The following is a 25,070-nucleotide window of genomic DNA, read 5'->3' on the forward strand; positions in this document are numbered from 1 at the left end:
TATGGCAGAAAATATGATTGAGATCAAAAACTTATACAAGAAATACAAAAATTCTGATGAGTTTTCTGTAAATGATATTTCTTTGAGCATCAGCAAAAATGAAATCTATGGAATTCTCGGGCCTAACGGAGCCGGGAAAACAACTTTGATTTCTATGCTATCAGGACTCATAAAACCTACGTCAGGACAATTTACCATCAATGGTTTGTCTCCGCAGAAAGATGGTTTTAAAATCAGACAGATTATCGGAATTGTTCCTCAGGAATATGCATTATATCCTACACTTACGGCCAAAGAAAATCTGATGTTTTTCGGGAGCCTGTATGGTTTGAAACATAACCAGCTTAAAAAAGCAATTGATGAATCTCTTGAAATTATGGGACTTTCAAAATTTGCCAATAAGCAGGTAGGACAGTTTTCTGGAGGAATGAAGCGCAGATGCAACCTCATCGCCGGAACCCTTCACAATCCTAAAGTTTTATTCCTTGACGAACCAACAGTGGGGGTTGATGTTCAGTCTAAAAAAGCAATTATTGACTATCTTTTAGATTTAAATAAACAGGGAACCTGTATTATTTATACTTCCCATCACCTTTCTGAGGCGGAAGAGTTCTGTACAAAAATTGCCATCATCGATCATGGAAAAATTCATGCTGTAGGAACGCCTGAAGAACTTGTTTCACAGATTGCGAATGCCGAAAACCTTGAAGATGTTTTCATTTCATTAACCGGAAAAGAATTAAGAGATGTTGTTGTATAAACTGTGGAGAAGCTTTATTAAGGAAATCCTTCTGCTGAAAAGAGATATCGGAGGAATCGTCATCATCTTTGTGATGCCGCTGCTTTTGATTGTAACCATTACCCTTATTCAGGATTCTACCTTTAAAAACCTTGAAGGATCAAAGATTCCGATTATTTTTATTGATCAGGATAAATCTGAAGTTTCTAAGAATATAAAAGCGGAACTGGAAAACAGCAAAACATTCCAGCTTCTGACTAATTTCAATGAAAAATCTGCTCAGGATGCTGTTTTTTCAGGAGATTATCAAATGGCGATTGTCATCCCCGAAAACTTAACGAAAGATTTAAATTCCAATATTGATTCTAAAGTTCAGACCATAGTAAGTTCATTCGGATTGGAAGGAGATTCTGCAAAAGTAAAAACAGCTGCTCCTAAAGCGAAAGAAATTCATTTGTATTTTGACCCTGCTACCAATGCCGGATTCAAGAACTCTGTGATGAATTCTGTGAACAAGATGGTTTTTGAGATTGAAAATAAAAAGATCTACAAAGCATTCCAGGATCAGCTGGGAACGACGGAGAATCTTGACGAAAATAAAAATCTGATCAGCTTTAAAGAGATCACTCCAAAGAAAGGAGAAATGGACGTAATGCCGAATTCCGTTCAGCATAACGTTCCCGCATGGACACTTTTTGCAATCTTCTTTATTGTAGTTCCTTTATCTATCAATCTGGTAAAAGAAAAAAGCCAGGGAACAAGTGTAAGAGCAAGAATAAGCCCTACCCCCTATTTTGTACATATTTTAGGAAAAACATTTACCTATCTGATCATCTGCATCATTCAGTTTTTACTGATGGTTGCCGTAGGAATTTATCTTTTCCCTTATATGGATCTTCCGGCCTTTGATGTGTCCGGAAAAATGTTCCAGCTTGTGATTGTTACTCTTTTTGCAGGACTGGCAGCGATAGGATTCGGAGTTTTATTGGGAACCATTGCTGATACACAGGAACAGTCTGCCCCATTTGGAGCAACGTCTGTAGTTGTACTGGCAGCCATTGGGGGAATCTGGGTTCCTGTATTTTTAATGCCGGAATTCATGCAGACCGTAGCCAAATTTTCTCCTATGAACTGGGGACTGAATGCCTATTACGATATTATTTTAAGAAACAGCGGAATCGGCGGAATTGCCAAAGAATTGGTATTCCTCTTCTTATTCTATATTGCTACCGTAGCTATTTCCATTTTTTACGAAAAAAAACAAAATGCAGTCTAAAGAAAACCTATTAACCTGTACTGAAGAAGTTAGAGTACGATTCAACGAGACAGATCCGCTGGGAATTGTCTGGCATGGGCATTATATCGTATATTTTGAAGACGGAAGAGAAGCTTTCGGACGTCTGCATGGTCTTACTTATCTTGATATTCAGCATGCAGGATTTGTAACGCCTATCGTAAAAAGTACCTGTGAGCATTTTCTTCCTTTAAAATATGGAGAAACATTCAGGATCGTAACCACATTTATCAATTCCGTTTCTGCCAAGCTTATCTACAGATATGAGCTTTTCAATAAGGAAGATCAATTGGTATGCAGCGGGGAAACGATTCAGGTATTTCTTGATAGTAACGGAGGCTTATGTCTGTACAATCCGGAGTTTTTTCAAAACTGGAAAGATAAAATGGGATTATCATGAGCAAGGAAATTTATATCACAGACTACAATTGTGTAACTCCGTTAGGCTTCACTAATGATTCCAATTGGAATGCTCTTTTGGAAGGAAAATCGGGAGTTGCTTTACATAAAATTATAGACAATCAGGATGCTTTTTATGCTTCTATGATTGATTCTGACAAACTGAATGAAGAATTCAACAGAGTCTTCACTCAGAATACAATTAATTTCACAAGACTGGAAAAAATGCTTCTTTTAAGCTTACAGCCACTTGTTGAAAAACATCCCGTTTCGGAAGACACAGCTTTTATCCTTTCCACCACAAAAGGAAATATCAGCCTGTTAAAAAACGAGTCTGAATTACCGGAAGGCGTTTATTTATCAAAATTAGCAGAAAAAATTGCAGATTTTTTTGGATTTAAAACAAAACCCATCATCGTTTCTAACGCCTGTGTTTCAGGAGTAATGGCGATTTCTGTTGCTAAAAATATGATTCAGGCAGGAAAATATAAAGATGCCTTCGTGATTGCAGGTGATGAGCTTTCTGAATTTGTTATTTCAGGATTCAACTCATTTCAGGCTATAGGATCAGGCCCCTGCAAACCTTATGATAAAAACAGAGACGGAATCAATATCGGTGAGGCTGCTGCTGCTGCTTATATCTCTTCAGAACCCTCCGAAAACGAAAAATTCAGATTTAAAGTCCTGGGAGACTCTGCCGTGAATGATGCCAATCACATTTCCGGACCTTCAAGAACTGGTGACGGTTTATATGCAAGTATCAGAAATGCAATGACTGAAGCGAAGGTTTCTTCAGAACAGATCGATTTTATTTCTGCCCATGGAACAGCCACTTTATATAACGATGAAATGGAAGCCATAGCTTTCAACAGAATGGATCTTCAGAATATTCCGCTCAACAGTATGAAAGGATATTATGGGCATTGCCTTGGTGCCTCCGGACTTCTTGAAAGTATTATTTCTATGGAAAGTGCTCTTCACGGCACTCTGCTTCCTTCAAAGAATTTTGAAGAAATGGGAGTTACCCAGCCTCTGAATATCATCAGAGAAACCCAAACTTCGGAAATAAAATACATTCTAAAGACCGCTTCTGGTTTTGGAGGATGTAATGCAGCTGTCGTGCTGGAAAAATGTTAAACTGAAAGTGATGAAGAAAACGAACATCTGTACCATAGAACATTCAAAAATAAGCGTTGATGGAAATCTTATTTTTGAAAGCCAAAGCGAAACCTTTCAGGAATTTGCCAAAGAAGCTTATAAAAGTTTAGACCTCAGCTATCCTAAATTTCATAAAATGGATAACCTGAGCAAACTGGCTTTTCTTTCCGCCGAAACCATTTTGAAAGACGAAGATCACAGCAGAACCGCTATTGTTTTTGCCAACAGATCATCCAGTCTGGATACGGATTTCAAATATCAGGAAAGTATCAATGATCAGGATAACTTCTATCCGAGTCCTGCCGTTTTTGTCTATACTTTACCCAATATCTGTGTGGGAGAAATCAGCATTAAACACAAAATGCAGACAGAAAATGCTTTTTTTGTGCTGGATGATTTTGATGAGAAATTTTTAAATGATTATTCTGAACAAATCCTGCAGTCCGGAAAAGCCGACAAAGTACTATGTGGATGGGTAGAATTGTATCAGGAAAATTATAAAGCTTTTGTATATTTGCTAACCTTATAAAAATGTAACAATATAACAGTGTAATGATGTAATGATCTTCATGATATACTGAAGCACTGATAAACAACTTAATTATGGAAAACTTAAAAACAGAATTGAAGCACAAAATTATTGAAGTTCTTAACCTTGAAGATGTATCTGTAGAAGAAATCAAAGATACGGATCCGTTATTCGGAGGAGGATTAGGACTGGATTCTATCGACGCTTTGGAATTGATTGTTCTTCTTGATAAAGACTACGGAATAAAATTAGCCGATCCTAAAAAAGGAAAAGAGATTTTCCAATCTATCGATACGATGGCTAAATTCATCGAGGACAACAGAACAAAATAATTATTATTTAAAAGCATGTTCCCACAGGAAAAAAAACCACTGTGCCATCGCGTTAAATAATTCAAGAAAAACTAATTAATGAGTCAAAAAATTGCCATAACAGGAATGGGCATCATTTCCTCCATCGGAAACAATGTGGAGGAAAATTTTATTTCGTTGCAATCCGGAAAACATGGAATTTCAGATATTGAAATGTTTGAAACCCGCCATGCCGGAATCATTAAAACAGGTGAAATAAAGCTATCCAATGAAGCACTTGTAAAGAAACTTCAGCTTGATGAAGACAATAATGTAACAAGAACGTCTTTATTGGGAATGATTGCTGCCAAAGAAGCTGTAGAAAGTGCCGGAATTTCAGATATCAACAGCTGCAGAACCGGGCTTATCTCTTCTACCAGTGTAGGAGGAATGGATATTACAGAAAAATATTTCTACTCTTATGAAGACTTTCCTGAAAAGCAAAAATATATTGACGCTCACGATGCCGGAAACTCCTCATTGGCTATTGCCGATTATCTGGGATTAAAAGGGATGGTTTCGACCATCAGTACAGCCTGTTCATCAGCAGCTAATGCGATTATGATGGGTGCTAAACTGATTAAAAACGGAGTTTTGGACCGTGTGATTGTCGGGGGAACAGATTCTCTTTCAAAATTCACTTTGAATGGCTTCAATACCCTGATGATTCTTACGGATTCTTACAACACTCCTTTTGACAACAACAGAAAAGGACTGAATCTTGGGGAAGCCGCAGCTTTCTTAGTCCTTGAATCTGAAGAAATGGTCAAAAAAGAAAATAAAAAAGTTCTCGCTTATCTTTCCGGATATGGAAATGCCAATGATGCACACCATCAGACCGCCTCTTCAGAAAACGGACAAGGTGCATTTTTAGCGATGCAGCAGGCTCTGAAAATCTCCGGATTGGAAAAGGAAAATATAGATTATATCAACGTTCACGGAACCGCTACTCCCAATAATGATTTATCTGAGGGAATTGCTATGATAAGAATATTCGGAGAAAACCAGGTTCCTGAATTCAGCTCTACAAAAGCTTTTACAGGGCACACTTTGGCCGCTGCGGCAGGAATTGAGGCTGTATTTTCAATTTTAGCCATGCAAAACAGCATGATCTTCCCGAACCTGAATTTCAAAACAAAAATGGAAGAGTTCGACCTTACGCCTGTGACCGAACTGAAAGAGAAAAGCATCAATCACGTGCTTTCCAACTCATTTGGGTTTGGAGGAAACTGTTCCACTTTAATTTTCTCAAAATCATGAGTGCAGTATACATCAACAGTGCATCCTGTATCTCAGTTCAGGACACTTTAAACGAAAATATTCTTCAGAACCTTGCTCCTAAGAATTCTTCAAACATCATTAAGGCCATAGAACCCAATTACAAAGAGTTTATTCCGCCTGCAATGATCAGAAGAATGTCTAAAACAGTAAAAATGAGTTCCGTAGCATCACATTATGCATTGAAGGAAGCTGGTATTGAAAAACCGGACGCCATCATTGTAGGAACCGGAATGGGATGCTCACAGGATTCTGAAAAGTTCCTGAAAAACGTGATTGATAATCAGGAAGAATTCCTTACGCCGACCTTTTTCATCCAGTCTACCCATAACACGGTAGCCGGACAAATTGCTCTGGGATTACAGTGCCATGCGTATAACTTCACCTATGTAAACACTTCTTCTTCCCTGGAGTTTTCATTACTGGATGCTCAGCTTCAGATCAATGACGGAGAAGCAGAAAATGTTCTTGTGGGTTCTACAGATGAACAGACAGACAGAACCATGGAGCTTTACTGCCTAAACAATACCATCAAAAAAGAAACAGATCTTCCTGCCAATTATTTGAATTCTAATACCAATGGAGTGATCTGGGGAGAAGGTGCCAGTTTTTTTGTGGTAGGAAAAGACAAGACCGAAAGCTCGTACGCCAAGCTTAAGAATATTCAGATCAGCAATACAATTGAATTGAATGAAGTGCAGGATTTTATCCAGAATTTCTTAACTCAGAATAACCTTTCCAATCATGATATTGATGCTGTTATTTTAGGATTCAGCGGCGATGCAGACTCCGATATGTATTATACAAAAGCAATGGATCTGTTTCCGGATTCATCACAACTGTATTATAAACATTTGAGTGGAGAATTTAATACGGCAAGTGGTTTTTCAACCTTTATAGCCTGTCATATTTTGAAGGAACAGCAAATCCCGGAAATTATGATGATCAATGAAGAGAAAAAAGGAAATGTGAAGAATGTACTTCTTTACAATCATCTGGCGGGTAATGATCACAGCCTGGTATTATTGGAAAAAGCTTAATTGTCAAGAGGTAATAATAGCAGTGCTATTGTCATTCTGACGAAGGAAGAATCTCGGCTTTGTATTATAGATTCTTCATTTCGCTCCGCTACATTCAGAATGACAAATGGGTATAAATCCAGAAAATTTAACCATAAAAAAGTAATTGGCAATGAAACACTATCCCTTCATCCTGTTCTACCTTTTCTGTAACGTTTTTATTTATGCGTTTCACGGAGGTTTTGGGGTATATCTGTTTTGTTTTTTTGCTTTTTCTGCGGTGGTAGTTTGGGGTTCATTTGATATTGAACTGGGATATTTTGTCAATAGTATTACTCATAAACGCACCAGACTCAAAGAAGTGGCTCTTACGTTTGATGACGGCCCTACTGAATTTACGCCAAAGTTTTTAGACCTGCTTAAAGAACATGAGGTAAAAGCAACCTTTTTCTGTATCGGGAAACAGATTGAAAAATATCCTGAAACGTTTCAGAGAATCATTGCAGAAGGTCATACCATAGGAAATCATACGTTATCACATTCCAATTCCACAGGGTTTTTATCGACTTCAAAAATGATTGAGGAAATTGAAAGATGTGATGAAATCATGAAAAATGCAGGAAATATCAAGACCAATCTCTACAGACCGCCTTTTGGAGTAACCAATCCCAACATTGCAAAAGCAATCAAAAGAACTCATAAAATAAGCATCGGATGGAACGTAAGGTCTTTAGACACCATCATTGATGATGAAAAGAAAATCTACAACAGAGTTACTAAAGGCTTGAAAAAAGGAAGTATTATTCTCCTTCACGACACTTCGGAAAAGACCTGTCGTGTGCTGGCCAATTTATTAGTATTTTTGAAGGACAAAAAATATTCAACCTTTACTGTTGATACAGTGATAAATTCAAATAGAAATGATTAAAAATATTGCTTTCGGAGCATTCTTACTGGTTTCCGGTTTCTTTTTTGCACAAAACACTGCAATGTCAGGAGCTGAAGCTAAAGCATTTGTATCGAAGGTTTCTTCAGATACAAAAGAGATTAAAACCTTGCAGAGTGATTTTACCCAGACCAAAAAAATGGATTTCCTGGATAAAAGCATTGTTACCTATGGAAAAATGTCTTTACAGACTCCCAATATGCTGAGCTGGAAATATACCAAACCTTATCAGTACAGTATTGTTTTTAAAAGCAATAAAATCTTCATCAATGATCAGGGGAAAAAATCTTCTGTAGATGCCAAAAGCAAAACTTTTGAAAAAATTAACAAACTGATTGTAGGAAGCTCAAACGGAACGATGTTCAATGATCCTGAGTTTACCGTAACGTATTTTAAGAACGGAAATTACAATGTGGCAAAGTTTATTCCCAAAACATCACAGCTGCTGAAATACATCAAACAGATTGAGCTGTATTTCCCTAAGAACCAATCAACGGTTTCCCAGGTGAATATGACTGAGGCTTCCGGAGATACTACCAATATTGTTTTCAAAAATACCAAGATCAATGCTTCGATTCCTGCGTCAGAGTTTTCTTTATAGCCTGATTCTGATACTGGCTGTTTCCTGTAAAACGTATAAGTTAACAGATGTAAAACCTGTCTCCTCTTCTGAAAAGATGGTGGAAAATTTATACTTTTCTTCCGGTGAAGATTATGTCTACAAATGCCAGATGGATATTTATAAAAACCATGTAAGCGGAATTCTGATCATCAAAAAATTGAATGAAACAACACACCGTGTCGCTTTAACCTCGGATTTCGGAAACAAACTGATTGATTTTGAGGTTTCTGAGAATGATTTTAAACTGAATTATGTACTTCCTGATCTGGATAAAAAAATAGTCATCAATTTCCTGAAAAACGACTTTCAGCAGCTTCTGAAAAGAAAATATCCGGTAAGTGAAAGTTTTGAGAATGAAAATGCTAAAATTTACCTTTCAAAAATGGAGAATAAGAGCTATTATTTATTCTTCAACAAAGAAAATAATTTGCTGAAACAGATCATTTATACGAAAAATAACAAGGAGAAAATCGATTTTACTTTTGATGCAAAAAAGCATATCTTCGCGGATAGCTTAAATCTACAGCACAAAGACTTTAAGATCAATATAAAACTATTTCAAATAACCGAAACAGAATAATAACTGTACAGCCTACCAATATCGTTTTCAAACCGAAGTGTATTGTACATTTAATCTTAAAAAATAAGATCATGCAAACCATTCTTACAGACTTTTATACTCTAACATCATACAATAAGACAGAAGACGGAAAGTTTACTGCCCACATCCATCTGAATAAGGATCACGATATTTTCAAAGGACATTTCCCTGGAAACCCGGTGACTCCCGGTGTTTGTATGATGCAGATTATTAAGGAACTGACTGAGGAATTTACAACTTCGAAATTATTTCTGAAAACAGCTTCGAATGTAAAATTCATGGCCATTATCAATCCTTTTGAGACTCCTGATTTGCAGCTTCAGCTGGATATTGACGAAAATGGAGAGGATGTTAAAGTAAAAAATATAACTTCTTTTGGCGAGACTATTGCATTGAAATTGTCTGTAAGCTATAAAAAATTATCATCATGAAACTTATCTTATCATTCATAGCAGCATTTGTTTTTTTCTTCCAGTCTGATCTTGAAACCCTGAGAAACAGCTATGCTAAAGCCAATGAATCCAACAGCAATACGCAAAATTTCATTGAAACTGCGGAAAAAGAATCCGGTTCTGATGCTGTAACTGTAGGATACAAAGCTGCAGCGAAGATCATGGAGGCTAAAATTGCCAAAAGCAACAGGAAATCACTGGTGAAAACAGGAGCTACAAGCCTTGAAGCTGTTATCAAAAGTAATCCAAACAATGCAGAGCTTCGTCTGATCAGACTAAGCGTACAGGAAAATATTCCGAAAATTGTGGGATACCGTGGTAGCCTGAAGGATGATAAAGCTTTCCTGTTGAATAATTACAGCAAACAGAATACAGCATTGAAAGGCTATATCAAAAGGTTTGCTATGCAGTCTAAAACCATTACAGAGACGGAAAGAGCCACTTTAAAATAAAAAAATGTCCCTTGCTGAAGTACAAGACGCTATTTCTGAAAAGAAAATATGCGTTTTAATACCTACCTACAACAATGAGAAAACCCTGAAGAGGGTGATTGACGGTGTTCTCAACTACACCGAAAGTATTATTGTGATCAATGATGGCTCTACAGATTCTACACCACAGATTCTGGCTCAATACCCTCAGATTACTGTCATTTCCTTACCAGAGAACAAAGGGAAAGGAAACGGGCTTAAAACAGGTTTTAGAAAGGCCAAAAAGTCCGGGTATGATTATGCCATTACCATTGATTCGGACGGACAGCATTATCCTGATGATATTCCGGTATTTGTAGAAGCTCTTCTTCAGGAAAAAGAGGAAGTTCTTCTGATCGGAAACAGAAATATGTCTCAGGATGGTATTCCTAAGAAAAGCAGTTTCGGAAATCGTTTTTCCAATTTCTGGTTCTGGTTTGAAACCGGAATTAAGCTGGAAGATACGCAGTCCGGCTACAGGCTTTATCCTCTACATAAAATTCCAAAGAAATATTTTACCCCTAAATTTGAATTTGAAATCGAGATCATTGTAAGAACTGCATGGAGGCATGTTCCCGTAAAAAATGTTCCGATCAAGGTTTTGTATGATCCGGCAGAACGGGTTTCCCATTTCAGACCTTTCAAGGATTTTACGAGAATCAGTATCCTGAATACGGTTCTGGTAACGATTACTTTGTTTTATATTATTCCGAGAAATTTTCTGAATAATTTCAAAAAAAAAAGTTTTAAAAAATTCATCAAAGAAGATGTCTTAGAAAGTGACGGGAGCAACCGTACAAAGGCATTTTCCATAGCACTGGGTGTTTTTATTGGGCTTTCTCCTTTCTGGGGATTTCAAACACTTCTGGTGATCAGTTTATCTGTACTTTTTAAGCTCAATAAAGTCCTTGCATTTGTAGCCTCCAATGTGAGTCTTCCTCCTTTTATTCCTTTTATTATTGCAGCTTCTCTATTTCTGGGAGCACCATTTGTAAGTGGCAACAGCGATATTCTAAGCCAGGATTTAAATTTCGAATTGATTAAAAACAATCTTCTGCAATACATTATCGGCAGTTTTATCTTAAGCACTACCCTTTCTGCTCTTTCAGGAATGGCTGCGTTTTTATTTTTGAATAAAGTAAGCCCGGACAACTATTAAAAAAGCCCGGAACAAAGTTCCAGGCTCATCATAATTAGTTATTATAAATCTCTATTTAGAAACAATAATTTTTTGAGAATAGTCAATTGAATCGTTATTGACTTTTACAATATAAGCTCCATTGATCAGTTTTTCAGCGCTGATGGTATTTTGCTTATTAAGGTTAACGCTTTCCTGTGAAATCAGTTTTCCTGTGAAATCATAGATAGAAACTGTTGTAATTCCTGATAATTTCATATCGGATGGAGTTTTTATCGTGAATTCATTTCTTACAGGATTTGGATAGATGGATATTCCTTTAGAATTGTTGATTTCTTTTACGGCTAATAAACATTCTGCAGGAACTGAAAAGTCTTCTACCTGGTCACTCATTTCTGGTAAAGGCTGGTTGGCTCCCATTGCTAATCCGTTGAGAGCTCCTGCAGATGCATTAACCCCTAAACCTCTTTTAGCAAATGTATTCCAGATCATACATTTATTTTGTCCTCCTGTAGAAGCCTGATCAGCAGCAAGAATGGCATCTCTACCCTGTACAAAAGTAGGATTACACGGCTGTAATTTAAGAGCGTCCATTACTAGTTGTAATACTTTTGCGCTTCCACTGTTCGGATCTGCAAGAACGTTACTATTGTATCCATATTTTTCTACATATTTCCAGTTAAGATCCCAAAGCATTGAAGCCCAGATAAATCCAATACTGTGAACATCCGGTACTGTAACAGCAATTCCTGAAATACTTGTACTTATTTTCATTCCGTTTGTACGTCCATAAGTATAATCATTGATGGCAAAATCAGGTGAGTATTTTGCCGGTCTAATTCCTCCGCCAGTCGTAGTCTGTCCTGAAACAAAAGTTCCTACTCCTCTTGCTATAGCAGAAGTGTCTCCCGGTCTGGTTGTCATCATCAAAGCGAAGAAATCAGACCATCCTTCCCCCATCTGTTCATTAGAGGTAAAATAAGATAAACATGAACTTCCTGTTCCGGTAAGACGGTTAGAAATACCATGACCATATTCGTGGCTGATTACTCCATTATCCAAACTTGCATCCTTATAAACAGCAGTTGTTTTTATTGTTGCATTTCCTACAATACCGTTGGTTAGATCATTCACTAAAAACTGACCTTCAGTCATACCTACCATAATTGTAGGAATAGTGATGGTAGCATCTGTTCCTCCCATCCCTACAGGTGTATTACTTGACGGGTGGTATTGTATAACCCCTACTGCTCCTGCAGTCTGTAAGTTCTTTGTTTTTACAGCAAAACCACATCCTGCAGCATTGACTACTGCAATTTTTCCGATAAGACTTCCGGCTGTAACTGCAGTACACGCATCAGCTGGAGTAGAAAGAGCAAGGTCTCCTGTCACAGGTGGATTCCCCATAATCTGAGGCCCAAAATTCGCAGTAGTAGCTATTGGAGCTCTGGCAGTATAAGTAGATGGTGAATTATAATAAAGATATCTTACATTTCCACTTGGTGAAAAAAGGAACATCTGCATTCTTCCGCTTGTTCCATCTACACCTGGATTAAAGTTGGCGTTATTAAGACCGCTGCCATCTCTTGATTCCGATAGAACAGGGTCGTTACCAGCTCCTCCATTTCCAAAATTGTTTACCTGATAGTTTCTTGCAGATTCTGTAAATCCAAACTTATAAAATACATCGTGCATTTTATTGGAGTTGTAGAATAAATTGGTTACTGCTGCTGAAGTATAGGTAGTGTGGGCAGCCGTTACATCTAAAGGAAAATCAAATGCTCTGCTGGCTCCTCCATCAGGAGAAAACTGTGGCGTATTAGTAGCATTCTCGTCGGTATATGCAAAGGTATTATTACCTCTTGTTATTGTATAATGATTCGTACCATCAGAATGCCATCCTTCCGGTGAAGCGGTAAGATCCCATGGGTTTGTAAGCAATGTTCTTGCACCAAACGTAGGGGCTTCTGTAGGAAATGCGAAAACGTTATAAGTAGCATTATCAGGAGCTAATACAAAATTTGTAGAATTCTTCAGGTTTGCAGCAGCTATATTTTCAGGTAAAAAGGCAGAAAAATTCTGCTCGGATGAGCCAGAGTGATGATCATAGGCTTCATCATGGAAGCTACAAGATAAAGTTGTATTTTCCTGGTATAAAATAGTACCATCATCTGTACTTACGATCGTGTTCCATACATTACCCGTTCCTTTTTCTTCAACATAGAACTGATAACCCAATGTCAATTCTCCTCCTTTTGCAAAATAGACAGCATTAGCCACAATTGGTGCTTCTTTTCCGTCGATATTCTTTACAGAAGATAATCCGTTCAGTTTTTGAATTGTACTTGCCACTAAGGCATCTTTTCTACTGCTTTCCTTTCCTTTAATAGCAGAAGGATAGTTTTTAATAAAGGTATCTGCAAAATTTAAAACTTTGCCATCTCTGATTAAAACGTTGGCAGAACTTCCAAAAACCGGAATACCATTAATTGTTTGCTGTATCCCTACAACATCTCCATTTAAGCTCTTCGAAGGATCTACGTTAATGATTTTAAACACTTTAAGTTCAGGATTCACTCTTTGAAACGATGCCTGAGCGGAATTAACGTAGTCCTTAATTGTCTGTTCATATTTTTGTGCGGATAATGCACTCACACTGAAAATAGAACAAAACAACAACAGCTTAACACTTAGTCGAATTTTTTTCATTTAGATTACTTTTAACAAATATTAATAGATTAGATTCAATAGTTAGTAGGAAAGTAATCTGAAATGTTACACATTTATGAAATATTTATTTAAAAATATCAATCCCGTCAAAGTAATCTATTTATTTCATGATTAATTTATCAAAAGAAACTTAAAAATTATTGCAAAATAAACTGAGTAAGATCTTTTAAAAACTGTTCATCCACCTTTCCTTTTGTTTCGTAATCTTTTGGAGAAGGTTTTCCGGAACCTGCAATGAATAAATGACTTAAGACAGGATAAAATTTAAATACAGCTGTTTTATCATTTTTCAGTTCGTTCTTCCAAAGGTTCAAATCTTTCTCAGTTACCTGATAATCTCTTCCCCCTTGTGCAAAAAACATCGGAGCTTTAATTTTCTTCACTTCATTAAGCTGGTTGTAATTTTTTAAATATTGCCAGTATGCCGCCGACTGTCCTAAAGGAAGTTCTTTTGCAGGTGAGTTCAAATTAAAATTGGATGAATTTAAATAGGCAACCTGATTTTTCACTTCCTGAACGGCTTCTGCAGGAACTTTAGCAGAATCCAAAGTGTGAAGATATTCATACTGCTCTACGATCAGATTTTGCAGTGGCCTTGCATTCCCAGCCATAAAAACATACTTAGAAACCTGTGCTTTTTTTGCAATTTCAGGCATCATATAAGCTCCCTGGCTGTGTCCAAGAATGATAATCTGATATCCTTTATAATCAGCATTATTTTTAAAATAAAGAGCGGCATTTACAGCATCATTGATGGTTTCTTCTTCTACAGTAGACTTTTCATTGAATGTCTCAGGGTAAGAATAGGTTCTTTTATCATATCGATAGGAAGCAATTCCGTTGTTGAGAAGATACTCTGCAATATCTTTAAACGGTTTGTTTTCTCCAATAGTTTCGTCTCTGTCATGCGCTCCTGAACCATGAACGAAAATGACAAGTTTCTTTTTATCATTAGAAGGAGGTACCAATAATGTTCCGTTCAGTTCTATAGCATCACTTTTTATTTTCAGTGTAGTTTTCTCATCGGGCTTTTCAAATGTTTTATGAGGAACTAAAAAGAAACCAAGCATTTTATTGTTCTCACCAAAGGTAAGCTGAACATCCAGTTTTGTTTTTTCAAATTCTGTATAGTAATAGTAGATACTGCCTTCATTGTTTACTTCAAGGATATTTTTTAATCCTCCAAGCTGTCCCTGAAGCTGTTCTGTAATGGCTTTGAGCTGTTCCACAGGAATCTGCCCTGCTATGGAAGGATCAAAATAAGAATGTGCTTTTTCTATATTTTTATCTACCAATAAAGCTTTGATGAGAGAATTTCCGATCTCTTTTCTGTCCTGAGAAAATAATAACAGAGAGTATACGGCAAGAAATAGGGTTAAAAGTTTTTTCATATAATCAATTATTTATAAACCACATCATAAAATGATAACGGAGTCATCATTATGGTTGCAAATATCGCAATAATTACCAAAGCCAGCTGTGTGATATGATAGGTTTTTTCTCTTTCGTCCTCGTTGATTTCAAAAGTGAATTTTATTTTGTCCGGTCTTCTGATAATTAACCAGATAAAAAGCAGAATAACCAAATTCATGATTATGGGCATTAGCAGAAATATTTTGCTTCCATCATTGTCTTTCATATTTCCATAACCATGAATAGGGATAATGTCTGGTATTGAACTGTAAACCGTACACAAGTATACTGAATGACAGATGATAATGACAAATGGAATGCAGAACAGCAGTTTTATATATTTGGGGATCATTTCAGTTTCTTTAAAGTTTTCTTCAGGTATTTTTCTACATTTTTTCTGTCCGGAATAGTTGTAATTTCTTTCGTTAAAGCTTTTTCAAACGCAACTTTTGCCTTTGAATATTCTTTTTTGTTAAAATAATATTTTCCTGACTGATAATAGACCAGCCAAAAATCAGGGTTCATAGCCTGATAGGAAGGTATAACATCATCCGTCAACAGTGTATTTTTATCGTTAGCAGCCTCATTGATTTCTTTACCATACATTTTGGACAGTTCATAGTTTTGGAATTCTTCAGAATCTGCGAAGGGATCGCGTGGGATATTAAGGCTTGATTTTGAAAAATCATCAGGCTGCAATCCTTTGTCTGAAAAAATTTCATTCAAATCATAACATACAAATTCTCCCAGCTGATAAGGATTCGAAGAAACCCAAACCAGTCTTTTCTGAGGCGAAAATATAATGGCATGGTGAGCCAAAAGCTGATTGAGTGCTTTTTCATTACCATAACCTATCTGTTTATCTTTCAATCCTGATCTGTTTCTTAAAATGGAGGCCATCTTTTCGGGAGTGATCTTTTTTTCTTCCTGCAAAAGCTCCTGAAGTTTTTCATACCGGTATTCCGAATGGCTTTCTTCAATCTGTTTCTGATTTCTTTTGTCATCTTTATAGGCTTCGGACTGGAAATGATTGGTGCAAAGAACTTTGCTGGTATTCTGTACTCTGTACACTCCGAAGTTTTTAGGTGAAACTTCGATGATTACTGCATTTTTATCTGCTGCACTTCCCACAAGGATGGACTCTGAAACGAAAACTTTTCTTTTTTTAGCAATAGCAATCGCTTCCTCAATATTTTTAGCATACTGCAAAATCTCTCTTGTAACAAGGGAGATAGGGGTTTTTGCCGTCAAAGGAATTTTTGATTTTCCGGCGTTAATTGTTACCGTAATTCCTTCTTTATTCATTCCGGAAACCACACCAATCATTCCCGGCCAGCTTACAGACATGTAAGGTATTCCTTCCTCCGGCTGAACAAATTCTACCAGTTTATTTTTAGCAAAATCATCTCCTACATAAAAGTCGAAATTTCTTCCGATCAATAGCTCTCCGTCTTCAGTATTTTCGTTCCAAACAGCAAGAGATGTGCAGCCCACCATGGCAAGATCCTGCATAGCATGTCCTATATCGTGAGCTCCGTGCAGGTAAAGATTTCTTAAATATTTAGGAGCAATAAAATCATACTGATCGGATGAATATTGTGACAAGCCATACAATTCTGCCTGATAATCTTCTCTTACGTTGAGGTACATTTTTCTGTTGTACCATTTTAAAAAGCCTCTTAAAAGCCTTTGTCTGAATTTTGAAGGCACAAAACCCTCCACTTTTGAAAAGAAAATACCTTCCTGTTTCTGCATTAAGCTTTGTGTTAATGCTCCATTATTATATCCCAGCTGTAAAGGATTTCCTTTGATATAGAGCTCCCAGAGCTGCTGCTTATTTTTGGTAAGATAATTTTGATTGTAACTGAATGTGCTGTCGTTAATCCTTTTTATTTTCGGAACCTCCAGTGAATATTGTTGTACATCGGGAATATGTTTGATAGACTTCGATATTCCGCAGGAAGTGAGGAAAAAACAAAAAGTAAGATAAAAAAGAACACTTTTATAAGATGGATGAAAGGTATTAGTTTTTTTCACTTTGGTTTTTATTAATCATTTGTGTCAGCCTCATGTCAATCTTTTCTTTCCCCAGAATTTCTGCACAGGTATTAAAAGCTCCAATGGTAACACCTAAAATCCCATGCATATTAACAGATTGTCCGGTAAGAAACAGATTGTCAATTTTGGTGCGGGGAGAAACCATTGTTTTAAGGGGATTCTCCGAGCTTTTCATGTATCCGTACATATTTCCTTCAAAATTCCCAATATAGTCTCTGTAAGACAAAGGAGAAGAAGTATATATTGTTTTGATGGCGCGCCTTAGATTGGGAATTTTCTTTTCCAAAGCATCCAGCATTTTTTCTGTTTTTTCAAGCTTAAATATTTCATAAGCTCTCCCTCTTTCATGCTCATCCGCTACAGTATTGAATGTATTTTCCCATGCTTTAACCTCATCAAAATCCATATAAGAAATTGCGGTAAAGCTTTCAGCAAATTCGGGATGATGCTTCGAAGGGGTGGAAGAAAGCATGTATGTTTCCGGCCATGATTCTTTCCGATAACGGAATGCATTCCAGACTTGTTCTTCTGATGAATAGTGATATCTGTTGTAATTGAAATTCGGAAGGCTCTGAGGTTTTAAAACCAGATAAATACTGAAACATGATGAAACCGGCTTCCAGCTTAAAACCCTGTTCAGAAAAGATTTTTTCAGTCTTTCTTCTCCTATCAGCTTAATAGTGGAATGGATTTCAATATTTGAAATAAATTGTTTTGCGGTGTATTCTTTTCCTGCTTTTGTATTTACAGATATGAGTTTATTATTTTCATTGAAAACAAATTCGGAAACTTCCGAATGTTTATGCACTTCTGCTCCATATTCCCGAAGTTTTCTGATTAGAAGTTTAGAGATCTGGCTTCCACCTTTTACACATTTATAGGCACTTTGAATATAAGAATTTACCGTTAAAGCATGTACATAAAAGGGTACGTTTTCAGAATCTCCGGCATATAAAAAATTGGATCCCAGTAAAACCGACTGAAGTTTTTTGTTATGAGTAACGGACTCGATGAATCTTTTCGTATTGAGATGCAGGATTTCTTCATTATAATGGTCTTTTCCCACCACATGATATCTTGGAAACTGACTGCATACATACTGAATCTCTTCACAGTAGTTTTCAAGGTTTTCTTTTTCTTCGGGGAAGTATTTTAAAAGCTGTTCTACAAAGTTGTTATAACCCTGTGCGTGTGGATATTCTATTTCGTCGTCTCCGAAACTGATTCTGTCATAACCATCTTCATCCATCATCTGAAGCTCAAGATCATCCATGATTTCCAGATAGGAAAAGAACTGATGTAGATTCTGCCCTTTGGATAAACCTCCCAGATAGTGGACGCCTGTGTCAAAAATAAGTTTGTCTCGTGAAAAGGTCTGCAGATTTCCGCCATATTGGTTATTCTTCTCCAGAACGCATACTTTCAGGCCTTCTTTCGCCAAAATAAGAGCTGAAACAAGACCTCCCAATCCGCTTCCGATTACAAGTATGTCGTATTCTTTTTTCAAAAGAGAATGTGCTTTTAATAATTAAGAAACAGGGAATTTAAGATATTTAAAGATTACTTTAGTAAAGTAAGCATAGAAATTTCATTGTTGATCTTAAATCTCGGTAAATCTTAATGGTTGTTAGTTTTTTATTCGTTTTTATGGGATAAAAATAGAAAAATTAATCAACATCATCCCAAAAATCAAAATAATTAAACCATTGAAGAGGATATTTTTTCACCATGGTTTCAAGATTATCAACATAAGACTGTAAAAGTCCCTGTGAATCACGGTTTTTGATATTCTGGGCTACTCTTGCATACAGATGGTAATGAAGATTCTTTTCCTTCATCACATAGACGTATACTACGGGAACGCCTAATCTAGAGGCAATCAAAAACGGACCAGCCGGAAATTTTGCGCTTTTCCCCAGCAGTTCTGCTTCCAGATATTTGGATCCTTCAAAATAACGGTCTCCGGTAAAACAGATCAGTTCATTATTGGACAAAGCCTGATTGATCTCAAAGATATGAGACATGTCTTCTTTTACATAAATGAATTTGATATTACTCTCTTTTACGGCAACACTCTCCAGATATTCCTTAATTACGGTTACTTCCTGATCTGTAGTCACCAGGTTGATCTGACAGTCGAAGTCGATATCTGCAAAAAAATGTTCAGCAATTTCAAAATTACCGATATGAGCACTGATCAGTACTCCTCCTTTTTTGGCTGCTAAAAGATTTCTGAGGTTTTCGATGCCGTCAAACTCATAGGTATATTTTTCTCTGAGTCCGGCAGAAATAGCAGTTTTATCAATCAGAACTTTTCCGAAAGTAAAATAGCTTTTAAATATAGAGGCTTTGGATTTCCAGTATCCGTAGTTCAGTCTTTTCTGAAAGTAATAAAGAATGTACTGGTTGCTTTTCTTCTGGAATAATGAGTAATAGGCTGCCACAAAGTAAAGCACCCCATATGAACTTCTGATCCCGATATTTCTAATACACCAGACGAATATTCTGTATCCGAGTACTGTTCCTTTAGATTTACCTTTCCACTTGTTCATATATTCAGTTTAATATAACAGAGAACCAATGTAATAATACCTTTTTTAAAAGTGACCGTTACCGGATCACTGTGATATTATTACATTGGCACATTTTATAGAATAAAGATTTACTCAATAACTACGCGTTTTTTTCAGCAATCTTATGTTCAATCGTTGTATAGAAATCATCAAATGTTACCATTTTCTTGAAATCTGCTTCTCCTAATTTCACCCCGAAATTAGATTCGATCACGACTACCATGTCGATATAATCTAAGCTGTCTAAGCCCAGTGTATTTTTAAGGTTGGCATCATTACTGATTTCGTCTCCGTCTACCTCGAATTCGTTGACCAGAAAATCATTAACGATGGCAACAATTTTTTCCCTTTCCATGTTTTTAATCAAATTTTTTAACTATTAGTGCAGAATTGGTTCCCCCAAACCCAAAAGAATTCGACAAAAATACATCAATTTTTTGATTTTTTGTTTTTGCGACTAAATTTATCTTTTGTGCTTCATTATCAGGATTTTCCAGGTTGATGTTTGGAGCTACAAAATCATTCTGCATCATCAGAATTGAGTAGATAACTTCACTTGCACCTGCCATCCAGCACTCGTGTCCTGTCATGGATTTCGTAGAACTTACCGGAACTTCACCACCGAAAATCTCATAGATTGCTTTTGCCTCGTTGGCGTCACCAATTGGGGTAGAAGTTGCATGAGCATTGATATAATCGATGTCTGAAGCTTTTAATCCTGACTGTTTTAACGCTCTGTCCATTGCCAAAGCAGGTCCGTCAACGTTTGGCGTTGAAATATGTCCTCCGTTTGAAGAGAAACCATACCCGATAATTTCTGCAATAATCGGAGCACCTCTTCTTTGAGCAGATTCTAAGCTTTCAACAATCAGACTGGCCGCTCCGCCACTTGGAATCAATCCGTCTCTCTCTGCATCGAAAGGTCTGGATGCTTTTGTGGGTTCGTCTTCTCTGGCTGAGAACACTCCCAGTCCATCAAAGCTCGCCATGGAATATTTGTTGGTTTCCTGAGCACCCCCACAGATAATCATGTCCTGAAAACCATTTTTAATCATCATATAAGCCAGCCCCAAAGAATGGGAACCGCTTGCACATGCTGCACTGATGGTAAGATTGATCCCTTTTAACTTAAAAATGGTAGAAAGGTTCATCGTTACCGTTGAGTTCATTGATTTGAAGATCGCCCCCGACCCCATCAATGTTGTATCTTTCTTTTCTCTTGCAATATCGATAGATTCTACGACTGCCTGAGAAACACTGTCGTTTCCGTATAGGATTCCCACTTCATGAGAATCTAAGAATTCTTCATCCAGATTCGCCTGCTTTAAAGCATCAATGGTAGCAAGATAAGCATATTCGCTTTCTTCTCCCATACTGATACGCTGTCGTCTGTTTAGGAGATTTTTCAGATCGGGTTTCGGAACAACCCCTGTAAGGCCAGATCTGAAACCGAATTCTTTTCTGTCCTGATCTAAAACAATACCGGATTTTCCTTGATATAGGGATTCCCTGACCTCTTCTAAAGACGTCCCGATGCAGGAATAAATTCCCATTCCGGTAATTACAACCCTATTTTCCATGCTATGAATAAATTCCTCCGTTAATATTAATCACTTCTCCTGTAATGTAAGAAGATTTTTTAGATGCTAAAAATGCTACAAGATCCGCTACTTCTTCCGCTTCTCCGAACCTGTTGGCAGGAATCATTGCTTTCAGTTCTTCTTCATTAAAATCCTGAGTCATATCTGTTTTGATGAAACCTGGAGCTACGGCATTTACCGTAACGTTTCTTTTGGCAACTTCCTGAGCAAGAGCTTTTGTAGCACCTACCAAAGCACCTTTTGCGGCAGAATAATTAGTCTGACCAGCTGTTCCTTTTACTCCTGATACCGAAACCATGTTAATAATTCTTCCGTATTTGTTACGAAGCAGCTTTTGGATAAAGAAATTGGTTACATTAAAGAATCCGTCCAGACTTGTATTGATCACACTATTCCAGTCTTCTTTTTGCATCCACATAAAAAGCCCGTCTCTTGTGATTCCGGCATTATTGACGATCACTTCTACCACTGCATCAGGATTTCTCTCCTGCCATTCCGTTAAAACAGCTTGTGTTTCTTCAGTATTTCCTACATCAAATTTAAGAATTTCTCCTGTAGCTCCAAGTTCTTTCACTTTAGCCAACGTTTCGTTAGCTGCCGTTTCATTTGAAGCGTAGTTGATAAGAATGTGATAGTTTTTTTCTTCAGCCAGTTTTATACAGATTGCTCTCCCGATTCCTCTGGAGCCTCCTGTTACAATTGCACATTTCATGCGTTAGTGTTTATATCGTTTTTAGTTTTTTTAAGTTGAGTTGTATACCTTTCTTTAAAAGACAATTCATAGCAGCTAATAGTTACATTCCCTTCAGATATTTCTTTACGCCTTCCAGATATGGATACATAACCATATCATCGGAGAAAGCAGGAATAATCTTTCTGACATCATCATACAGTTCTTTTGTAGATGATGAAACTTGATCCTGGAATCCAAGATATTCTACAGCCTGAATAATCGTAATAGCCTCAATAGCCAATACTTCAAAAGCATTTTCAATGACTTTTCTGCAGATCACCGCAGCGTTGGTTCCCATACTAACGATGTCCTGATTATCATTATTGTTTGGAATACTGTGAACATACATAGGGTTTGACAGCATTTGGCTTTCTGCTGTAGTAGAAGTTGCCGTAAACTGCACACCCTGCATCCCGAAATTGAAACCTAATTTACCTAAATTTACAAAAGGAGGCAAAATTTCATTGATTTTCGAGTTCAAAAGGTAATTTAGCTGTCTTTCTGCAAGCATAGTCAGTTTGGTTACCACAATTTTCAGTTTGTCCATTTCCAAAGAGATATAATCACCGTGGAAATTTCCCCCGTGATAAACATGCTGGTCTTCAACGTTGATAATTGGATTATCATTCGCCGAATTGATCTCATTTTCAAGAACTTTCTCCGTGTATTCCAACGTATCCAATACCGGACCTAAAATCTGAGGTACACATCTTAAAGAATAATATTCCTGAACTTTTTCCTTGAATACTTTTTCCTGTTCTTCAAAGTGGGTATAAAGATGATCTTCTCTTTTTCTGATCAGTTTACTGTCTGCCAGGTGAGCACGCATTCTTTCTGCCACTTTCTGCTGACCGTAATGTTTTTTCGTTCCGTTCAATGCTTCTGATAAGTGATCATCATAAGCCTGTACAATCTCATTGATCGCACAAGAAAGTCTGAGAGAAATATCTGTAAGCTGATTCGCTTTATAAGCATTCACAATACCGATTCCTGACATCACAGAAGTTCCGTTCATCAAAGCAAGACCTTCACGGATCTCCACTTTTATCGGTTCTAATCCTTCCGTTTCAAAAACGTCTTTGGTAGATTTTCTTTCTCCTTTATAAAAAACTTCTCCTTCTCCGATCAATACCAAAGCCAGGTGAGCCAGCTGAACAAGGTCGCCGCTTGCTCCTACTCCTCCGTGCTCGAATATTAATGGAGTAATATCTCTGTTGATCAACTCCTTAAGAAGATAAATAACAGACTGGTGTACTCCTGAATTTCCTAATGATAAGGTATTCAGTCTTGCCAGCATACATGCTTTTACTTCTTCTGCAGGTAAGGGATTTCCAATCCCTGAAGAATGGCTTCTGATAAGGTTATATTGCAACTGGTGTGTATCTTCATCACTGATTTTAAACTGAGCCATGGGCCCAAAACCAGTGTTCACACCATATATTACTTTGTTTTTTGAAAACTCTTTTAAAAACTGAAAACTTTTATCCACTCTTGACAAAAGCGATTCATCCAGTTCTATTTTTTCATTCTCAATGATAATTTTTTGAAAGTCTTTCAGTTCTAAAAAGTTATTTATTTTCATCAATTAAAAGTAATAGTTGATAATTTTGTAAAATATTAATTATTTGTCACTAATTTTGCGGCAAAGATAAAAGTTATTATTAAAATAAAAAATCAAAGATGAGCAAAGAATCTGTTGACGTTCTTGTAATCGGAGCTGGACCCTCCGGATGCGTGTCTTCTTCATACCTGAAGAACAATAACGTCAGCGTAAAAGTAGTCGAAAAGACAAAATTCCCAAGGCTGGTAGTCGGAGAAAGTTTAATTCCAAGGGTAATGGACCACTTTGAGGAGGCCGGACTTTTCCCTGCATTAGACAAAATGGGTTTTGAAAAAAAGCTGGGAGCACGTTTCCTTCGCGGCGATGAAGTCTGCATTTTTGATTTCAGCAACAAATTCGGGGAAGGCTGGGACTGGACCTGGCAGGTTCCGAGAGCTGATTTTGATAATACTCTTGCTCAGGAAGTTATTAACAAAGGTATTGATCTTGAATTTGAAACCGAAGTTATTGATATCAGATTTGACGGGACAAATTCTGTAACTACAGTAAGAAATAAAGATGGAGAAACAAAAGAGATCCACGCTAAGTTTGTTATTGATTCCAGCGGTTACGGAAGAGTACTTCCCCGCTTGCTTGACCTTGAAAAGCCTTCAAAACTATCTCCTCACTCTGCTATTTTCTCTCATGTGAATGATATTAACAGAGAATCTGGAGAAGAAGGAACTTTGATTTCTTTTGACATTATTGAAACTGAAGTATGGCTTTGGGTAATTCCTTTTTCCAACGGTAATACCAGTGTGGGAATTGTAGGCCCTACTGAATATATTGAAAAATTATCTGAAAACGGAGATCCTGCTGAAGCTTTGAAAAAGGCAATTTCTCTTTCTGATTATTATGTAAAACGTTTTGGAGAGGTAGATTTTCTTTTTGAGCCTAAACATCTGAAAGATTATTCATGTTCGGTTAAAAGTTTATTCGGGGATGGATTTGCTTTAACAGGGAATGCTTCGGAATTCCTTGATCCCGTTTTCTCTTCAGGAATGGCTTTTGCCACAGAATCCGGAATGCTGGCTGCAAAACTGGCTTCAAGACAGCTAAACGGAGAAAAAATCGACTGGCAGACAGAGTACTCAGACTATATTTTATACGGAGTGGATGTCTTCACCACGTATGTAAAAGAGTGGTATACCGGAAATCTTCAGGAACTGTTCTTTCACCAACCGGAAAATCCGGATGTGAAGAAAAAAATCTGTGCTGTTTTAGCCGGATATGTCTGGAATAAAGACAATCCTTTTGTGAAAAAGCATGATACAGTGATTAAAAATCTTGCCAACCTGATCAAATTAGAAAAACAGGAACAGCAAAATCAAGCATAAAAAAACGGTCTGAAAATTCAGACCGTTTTT

The 25,070-nt window shown here is 37.0% G+C and carries 25 protein-coding genes; 15 read left to right on the plus strand and 10 right to left on the minus strand.

The features are described 5' to 3' along the window. Window position 1: 1 nt before the first annotated feature. From LKL37_RS19925 to LKL37_RS19990, 14 genes are all read left to right on the plus strand, one after another. Window positions 2-760, plus strand: coding sequence for an ABC transporter ATP-binding protein (locus tag LKL37_RS19925; protein ID WP_431612185.1), 759 nt, complete (start codon window positions 2-4; stop codon window positions 758-760). Next, complete coding sequence (locus LKL37_RS19930) at window positions 747-2,015, plus strand: ABC transporter permease (RefSeq protein WP_209786784.1); 1,269 nt, start codon at window positions 747-749, stop codon at window positions 2,013-2,015. Before LKL37_RS19925 ends, LKL37_RS19930 begins: the two co-directional genes overlap by 14 nt. Beyond that, the gene (locus LKL37_RS19935; RefSeq protein ID WP_431612186.1) at window positions 2,005-2,433 is read left to right on the plus strand and encodes an acyl-CoA thioesterase; all 429 of its coding nucleotides are present in this window, start codon (window positions 2,005-2,007) and stop codon (window positions 2,431-2,433) included. Before LKL37_RS19930 ends, LKL37_RS19935 begins: the two co-directional genes overlap by 11 nt. Then, the gene (locus LKL37_RS19940; protein ID WP_431612187.1) at window positions 2,430-3,569 is read left to right on the plus strand and encodes a beta-ketoacyl synthase N-terminal-like domain-containing protein; all 1,140 of its coding nucleotides are present in this window, start codon (window positions 2,430-2,432) and stop codon (window positions 3,567-3,569) included. The genes LKL37_RS19935 and LKL37_RS19940 overlap by 4 nt, the downstream gene beginning before the upstream one ends. A gap of 10 nt (window positions 3,570-3,579) precedes the next feature. Continuing rightward, window positions 3,580-4,119: a 3-oxoacyl-ACP synthase gene (locus LKL37_RS19945; protein WP_431612188.1), complete on the plus strand. Its 540-nt coding sequence runs from the start codon at window positions 3,580-3,582 to the stop codon at window positions 4,117-4,119. 74 nt (window positions 4,120-4,193) lie between these two features. Next, on the plus strand, window positions 4,194-4,451 hold the full coding sequence (locus LKL37_RS19950; protein ID WP_034692439.1) for a phosphopantetheine-binding protein: 258 nt from the start codon (window positions 4,194-4,196) through the stop codon (window positions 4,449-4,451). A gap of 78 nt (window positions 4,452-4,529) precedes the next feature. Next, the gene (locus LKL37_RS19955) at window positions 4,530-5,729 is read left to right on the plus strand and encodes a beta-ketoacyl-[acyl-carrier-protein] synthase family protein (RefSeq protein WP_431612189.1); all 1,200 of its coding nucleotides are present in this window, start codon (window positions 4,530-4,532) and stop codon (window positions 5,727-5,729) included. Continuing rightward, window positions 5,726-6,787, plus strand: coding sequence for a beta-ketoacyl synthase N-terminal-like domain-containing protein (locus LKL37_RS19960; protein WP_431612190.1), 1,062 nt, complete (start codon window positions 5,726-5,728; stop codon window positions 6,785-6,787). Before LKL37_RS19955 ends, LKL37_RS19960 begins: the two co-directional genes overlap by 4 nt. 151 nt (window positions 6,788-6,938) lie before the next feature. After that, complete coding sequence (locus LKL37_RS19965) at window positions 6,939-7,694, plus strand: polysaccharide deacetylase family protein (protein WP_431612191.1); 756 nt, start codon at window positions 6,939-6,941, stop codon at window positions 7,692-7,694. Continuing rightward, a complete protein-coding gene (locus LKL37_RS19970; protein WP_034692447.1) occupies window positions 7,687-8,313 on the plus strand; it encodes a LolA family protein in 627 nt (208 codons plus the stop codon). The genes LKL37_RS19965 and LKL37_RS19970 overlap by 8 nt, the downstream gene beginning before the upstream one ends. Further along, entirely contained in the window at window positions 8,279-8,914 is a 636-nt protein-coding gene (locus LKL37_RS19975) for a hypothetical protein (protein WP_431612192.1), read from the plus strand. The genes LKL37_RS19970 and LKL37_RS19975 overlap by 35 nt, the downstream gene beginning before the upstream one ends. A gap of 71 nt (window positions 8,915-8,985) precedes the next feature. Then, complete coding sequence (locus tag LKL37_RS19980; protein WP_431612193.1) at window positions 8,986-9,366, plus strand: 3-hydroxyacyl-ACP dehydratase; 381 nt, start codon at window positions 8,986-8,988, stop codon at window positions 9,364-9,366. Then, on the plus strand, window positions 9,363-9,839 hold the full coding sequence (locus LKL37_RS19985) for a hypothetical protein (RefSeq protein ID WP_431612194.1): 477 nt from the start codon (window positions 9,363-9,365) through the stop codon (window positions 9,837-9,839). The genes LKL37_RS19980 and LKL37_RS19985 overlap by 4 nt, the downstream gene beginning before the upstream one ends. 4 nt (window positions 9,840-9,843) lie before the next feature. Beyond that, window positions 9,844-11,016: a DUF2062 domain-containing protein gene (locus LKL37_RS19990; protein ID WP_431612195.1), complete on the plus strand. Its 1,173-nt coding sequence runs from the start codon at window positions 9,844-9,846 to the stop codon at window positions 11,014-11,016. 51 nt (window positions 11,017-11,067) lie between these two features. On the opposite strand, the gene LKL37_RS19995 is transcribed toward LKL37_RS19990, so the two are convergent. The 10 genes from LKL37_RS19995 to LKL37_RS20040 form a co-directional block, all read right to left on the minus strand. Beyond that, window positions 11,068-13,704, minus strand: a complete 2,637-nt coding sequence (locus tag LKL37_RS19995; protein WP_431612196.1) for a T9SS-dependent M36 family metallopeptidase — start codon at window positions 13,702-13,704, stop codon at window positions 11,068-11,070. Between the two features lie 158 nt (window positions 13,705-13,862). After that, entirely contained in the window at window positions 13,863-15,116 is a 1,254-nt protein-coding gene (locus LKL37_RS20000; RefSeq protein ID WP_431612197.1) for a DUF3887 domain-containing protein, read from the minus strand. A gap of 8 nt (window positions 15,117-15,124) precedes the next feature. Beyond that, window positions 15,125-15,490 (minus strand): hypothetical protein, encoded by a 366-nt coding sequence (locus tag LKL37_RS20005; RefSeq protein ID WP_431612198.1) that lies wholly within the window; start codon window positions 15,488-15,490, stop codon window positions 15,125-15,127. Further along, entirely contained in the window at window positions 15,487-17,175 is a 1,689-nt protein-coding gene (locus LKL37_RS20010; protein ID WP_431612199.1) for a C45 family autoproteolytic acyltransferase/hydolase, read from the minus strand. The genes LKL37_RS20005 and LKL37_RS20010 overlap by 4 nt, the downstream gene beginning before the upstream one ends. Beyond that, window positions 17,162-18,703: a phytoene desaturase family protein gene (locus LKL37_RS20015; protein ID WP_431612200.1), complete on the minus strand. Its 1,542-nt coding sequence runs from the start codon at window positions 18,701-18,703 to the stop codon at window positions 17,162-17,164. The genes LKL37_RS20010 and LKL37_RS20015 overlap by 14 nt, the downstream gene beginning before the upstream one ends. Window positions 18,704-18,863: 160 nt before the next feature. Then, the gene (locus LKL37_RS20020) at window positions 18,864-19,748 is read right to left on the minus strand and encodes a lipid A biosynthesis acyltransferase (protein ID WP_431612201.1); all 885 of its coding nucleotides are present in this window, start codon (window positions 19,746-19,748) and stop codon (window positions 18,864-18,866) included. A gap of 121 nt (window positions 19,749-19,869) precedes the next feature. Continuing rightward, window positions 19,870-20,124 (minus strand): acyl carrier protein, encoded by a 255-nt coding sequence (locus LKL37_RS20025; protein WP_034692469.1) that lies wholly within the window; start codon window positions 20,122-20,124, stop codon window positions 19,870-19,872. Window positions 20,125-20,128: 4 nt separating this feature from the next. Then, complete coding sequence (locus LKL37_RS20030; protein ID WP_431612202.1) at window positions 20,129-21,349, minus strand: beta-ketoacyl-[acyl-carrier-protein] synthase family protein; 1,221 nt, start codon at window positions 21,347-21,349, stop codon at window positions 20,129-20,131. Between the two features lies 1 nt (window position 21,350). Continuing rightward, window positions 21,351-22,082, minus strand: a complete 732-nt coding sequence (gene fabG / locus LKL37_RS20035; protein WP_431612203.1) for a 3-oxoacyl-ACP reductase FabG — start codon at window positions 22,080-22,082, stop codon at window positions 21,351-21,353. Window positions 22,083-22,164: 82 nt separating this feature from the next. Further along, complete coding sequence (locus LKL37_RS20040) at window positions 22,165-23,685, minus strand: HAL/PAL/TAL family ammonia-lyase (protein ID WP_431612204.1); 1,521 nt, start codon at window positions 23,683-23,685, stop codon at window positions 22,165-22,167. A gap of 98 nt (window positions 23,686-23,783) precedes the next feature. On the opposite strand from LKL37_RS20040, the gene LKL37_RS20045 reads away from it, so the two are divergent. After that, window positions 23,784-25,040, plus strand: a complete 1,257-nt coding sequence (locus LKL37_RS20045) for an NAD(P)/FAD-dependent oxidoreductase (protein ID WP_431612205.1) — start codon at window positions 23,784-23,786, stop codon at window positions 25,038-25,040. Window positions 25,041-25,070 lie beyond the last annotated feature (30 nt).

This window comes from Chryseobacterium sp. 'Rf worker isolate 10', assembly GCF_050753305.1.
In the GTDB taxonomy this organism is placed as follows: Bacteria; Bacteroidota; Bacteroidia; order Flavobacteriales; family Weeksellaceae; genus Chryseobacterium.

Excerpts from the sequence above, each read along its gene's own strand:
- LKL37_RS19925 (WP_431612185.1), top strand. The coding sequence starts at position 2 with ATGGCAGAAAATATGATTGAGATCAAAAACTTATACAAGAAATACAAA.
- LKL37_RS19930 (WP_209786784.1), top strand. The coding sequence starts at position 747 with ATGTTGTTGTATAAACTGTGGAGAAGCTTTATTAAGGAAATCCTTCTG.
- LKL37_RS19935 (WP_431612186.1), top strand. The coding sequence starts at position 2,005 with ATGCAGTCTAAAGAAAACCTATTAACCTGTACTGAAGAAGTTAGAGTA.
- LKL37_RS19940 (WP_431612187.1), top strand. The coding sequence starts at position 2,430 with ATGAGCAAGGAAATTTATATCACAGACTACAATTGTGTAACTCCGTTA.
- LKL37_RS19945 (WP_431612188.1), top strand. The coding sequence starts at position 3,580 with ATGAAGAAAACGAACATCTGTACCATAGAACATTCAAAAATAAGCGTT.
- LKL37_RS19950 (WP_034692439.1), top strand. The coding sequence starts at position 4,194 with ATGGAAAACTTAAAAACAGAATTGAAGCACAAAATTATTGAAGTTCTT.
- LKL37_RS19955 (WP_431612189.1), top strand. The coding sequence starts at position 4,530 with ATGAGTCAAAAAATTGCCATAACAGGAATGGGCATCATTTCCTCCATC.
- LKL37_RS19960 (WP_431612190.1), top strand. The coding sequence starts at position 5,726 with ATGAGTGCAGTATACATCAACAGTGCATCCTGTATCTCAGTTCAGGAC.
- LKL37_RS19965 (WP_431612191.1), top strand. The coding sequence starts at position 6,939 with ATGAAACACTATCCCTTCATCCTGTTCTACCTTTTCTGTAACGTTTTT.
- LKL37_RS19970 (WP_034692447.1), top strand. The coding sequence starts at position 7,687 with ATGATTAAAAATATTGCTTTCGGAGCATTCTTACTGGTTTCCGGTTTC.
- LKL37_RS19975 (WP_431612192.1), top strand. The coding sequence starts at position 8,279 with ATGCTTCGATTCCTGCGTCAGAGTTTTCTTTATAGCCTGATTCTGATA.
- LKL37_RS19980 (WP_431612193.1), top strand. The coding sequence starts at position 8,986 with ATGCAAACCATTCTTACAGACTTTTATACTCTAACATCATACAATAAG.
- LKL37_RS19985 (WP_431612194.1), top strand. The coding sequence starts at position 9,363 with ATGAAACTTATCTTATCATTCATAGCAGCATTTGTTTTTTTCTTCCAG.
- LKL37_RS19990 (WP_431612195.1), top strand. The coding sequence starts at position 9,844 with ATGTCCCTTGCTGAAGTACAAGACGCTATTTCTGAAAAGAAAATATGC.
- LKL37_RS19995 (WP_431612196.1), bottom strand. The coding sequence starts at position 13,704 with ATGAAAAAAATTCGACTAAGTGTTAAGCTGTTGTTGTTTTGTTCTATT.
- LKL37_RS20000 (WP_431612197.1), bottom strand. The coding sequence starts at position 15,116 with ATGAAAAAACTTTTAACCCTATTTCTTGCCGTATACTCTCTGTTATTA.
- LKL37_RS20005 (WP_431612198.1), bottom strand. The coding sequence starts at position 15,490 with ATGATCCCCAAATATATAAAACTGCTGTTCTGCATTCCATTTGTCATT.
- LKL37_RS20020 (WP_431612201.1), bottom strand. The coding sequence starts at position 19,748 with ATGAACAAGTGGAAAGGTAAATCTAAAGGAACAGTACTCGGATACAGA.
- LKL37_RS20025 (WP_034692469.1), bottom strand. The coding sequence starts at position 20,124 with ATGGAAAGGGAAAAAATTGTTGCCATCGTTAATGATTTTCTGGTCAAC.
- LKL37_RS20030 (WP_431612202.1), bottom strand. The coding sequence starts at position 21,349 with ATGGAAAATAGGGTTGTAATTACCGGAATGGGAATTTATTCCTGCATC.
- fabG (WP_431612203.1), bottom strand. The coding sequence starts at position 22,082 with ATGAAATGTGCAATTGTAACAGGAGGCTCCAGAGGAATCGGGAGAGCA.
- LKL37_RS20040 (WP_431612204.1), bottom strand. The coding sequence starts at position 23,685 with ATGAAAATAAATAACTTTTTAGAACTGAAAGACTTTCAAAAAATTATC.
- LKL37_RS20045 (WP_431612205.1), top strand. The coding sequence starts at position 23,784 with ATGAGCAAAGAATCTGTTGACGTTCTTGTAATCGGAGCTGGACCCTCC.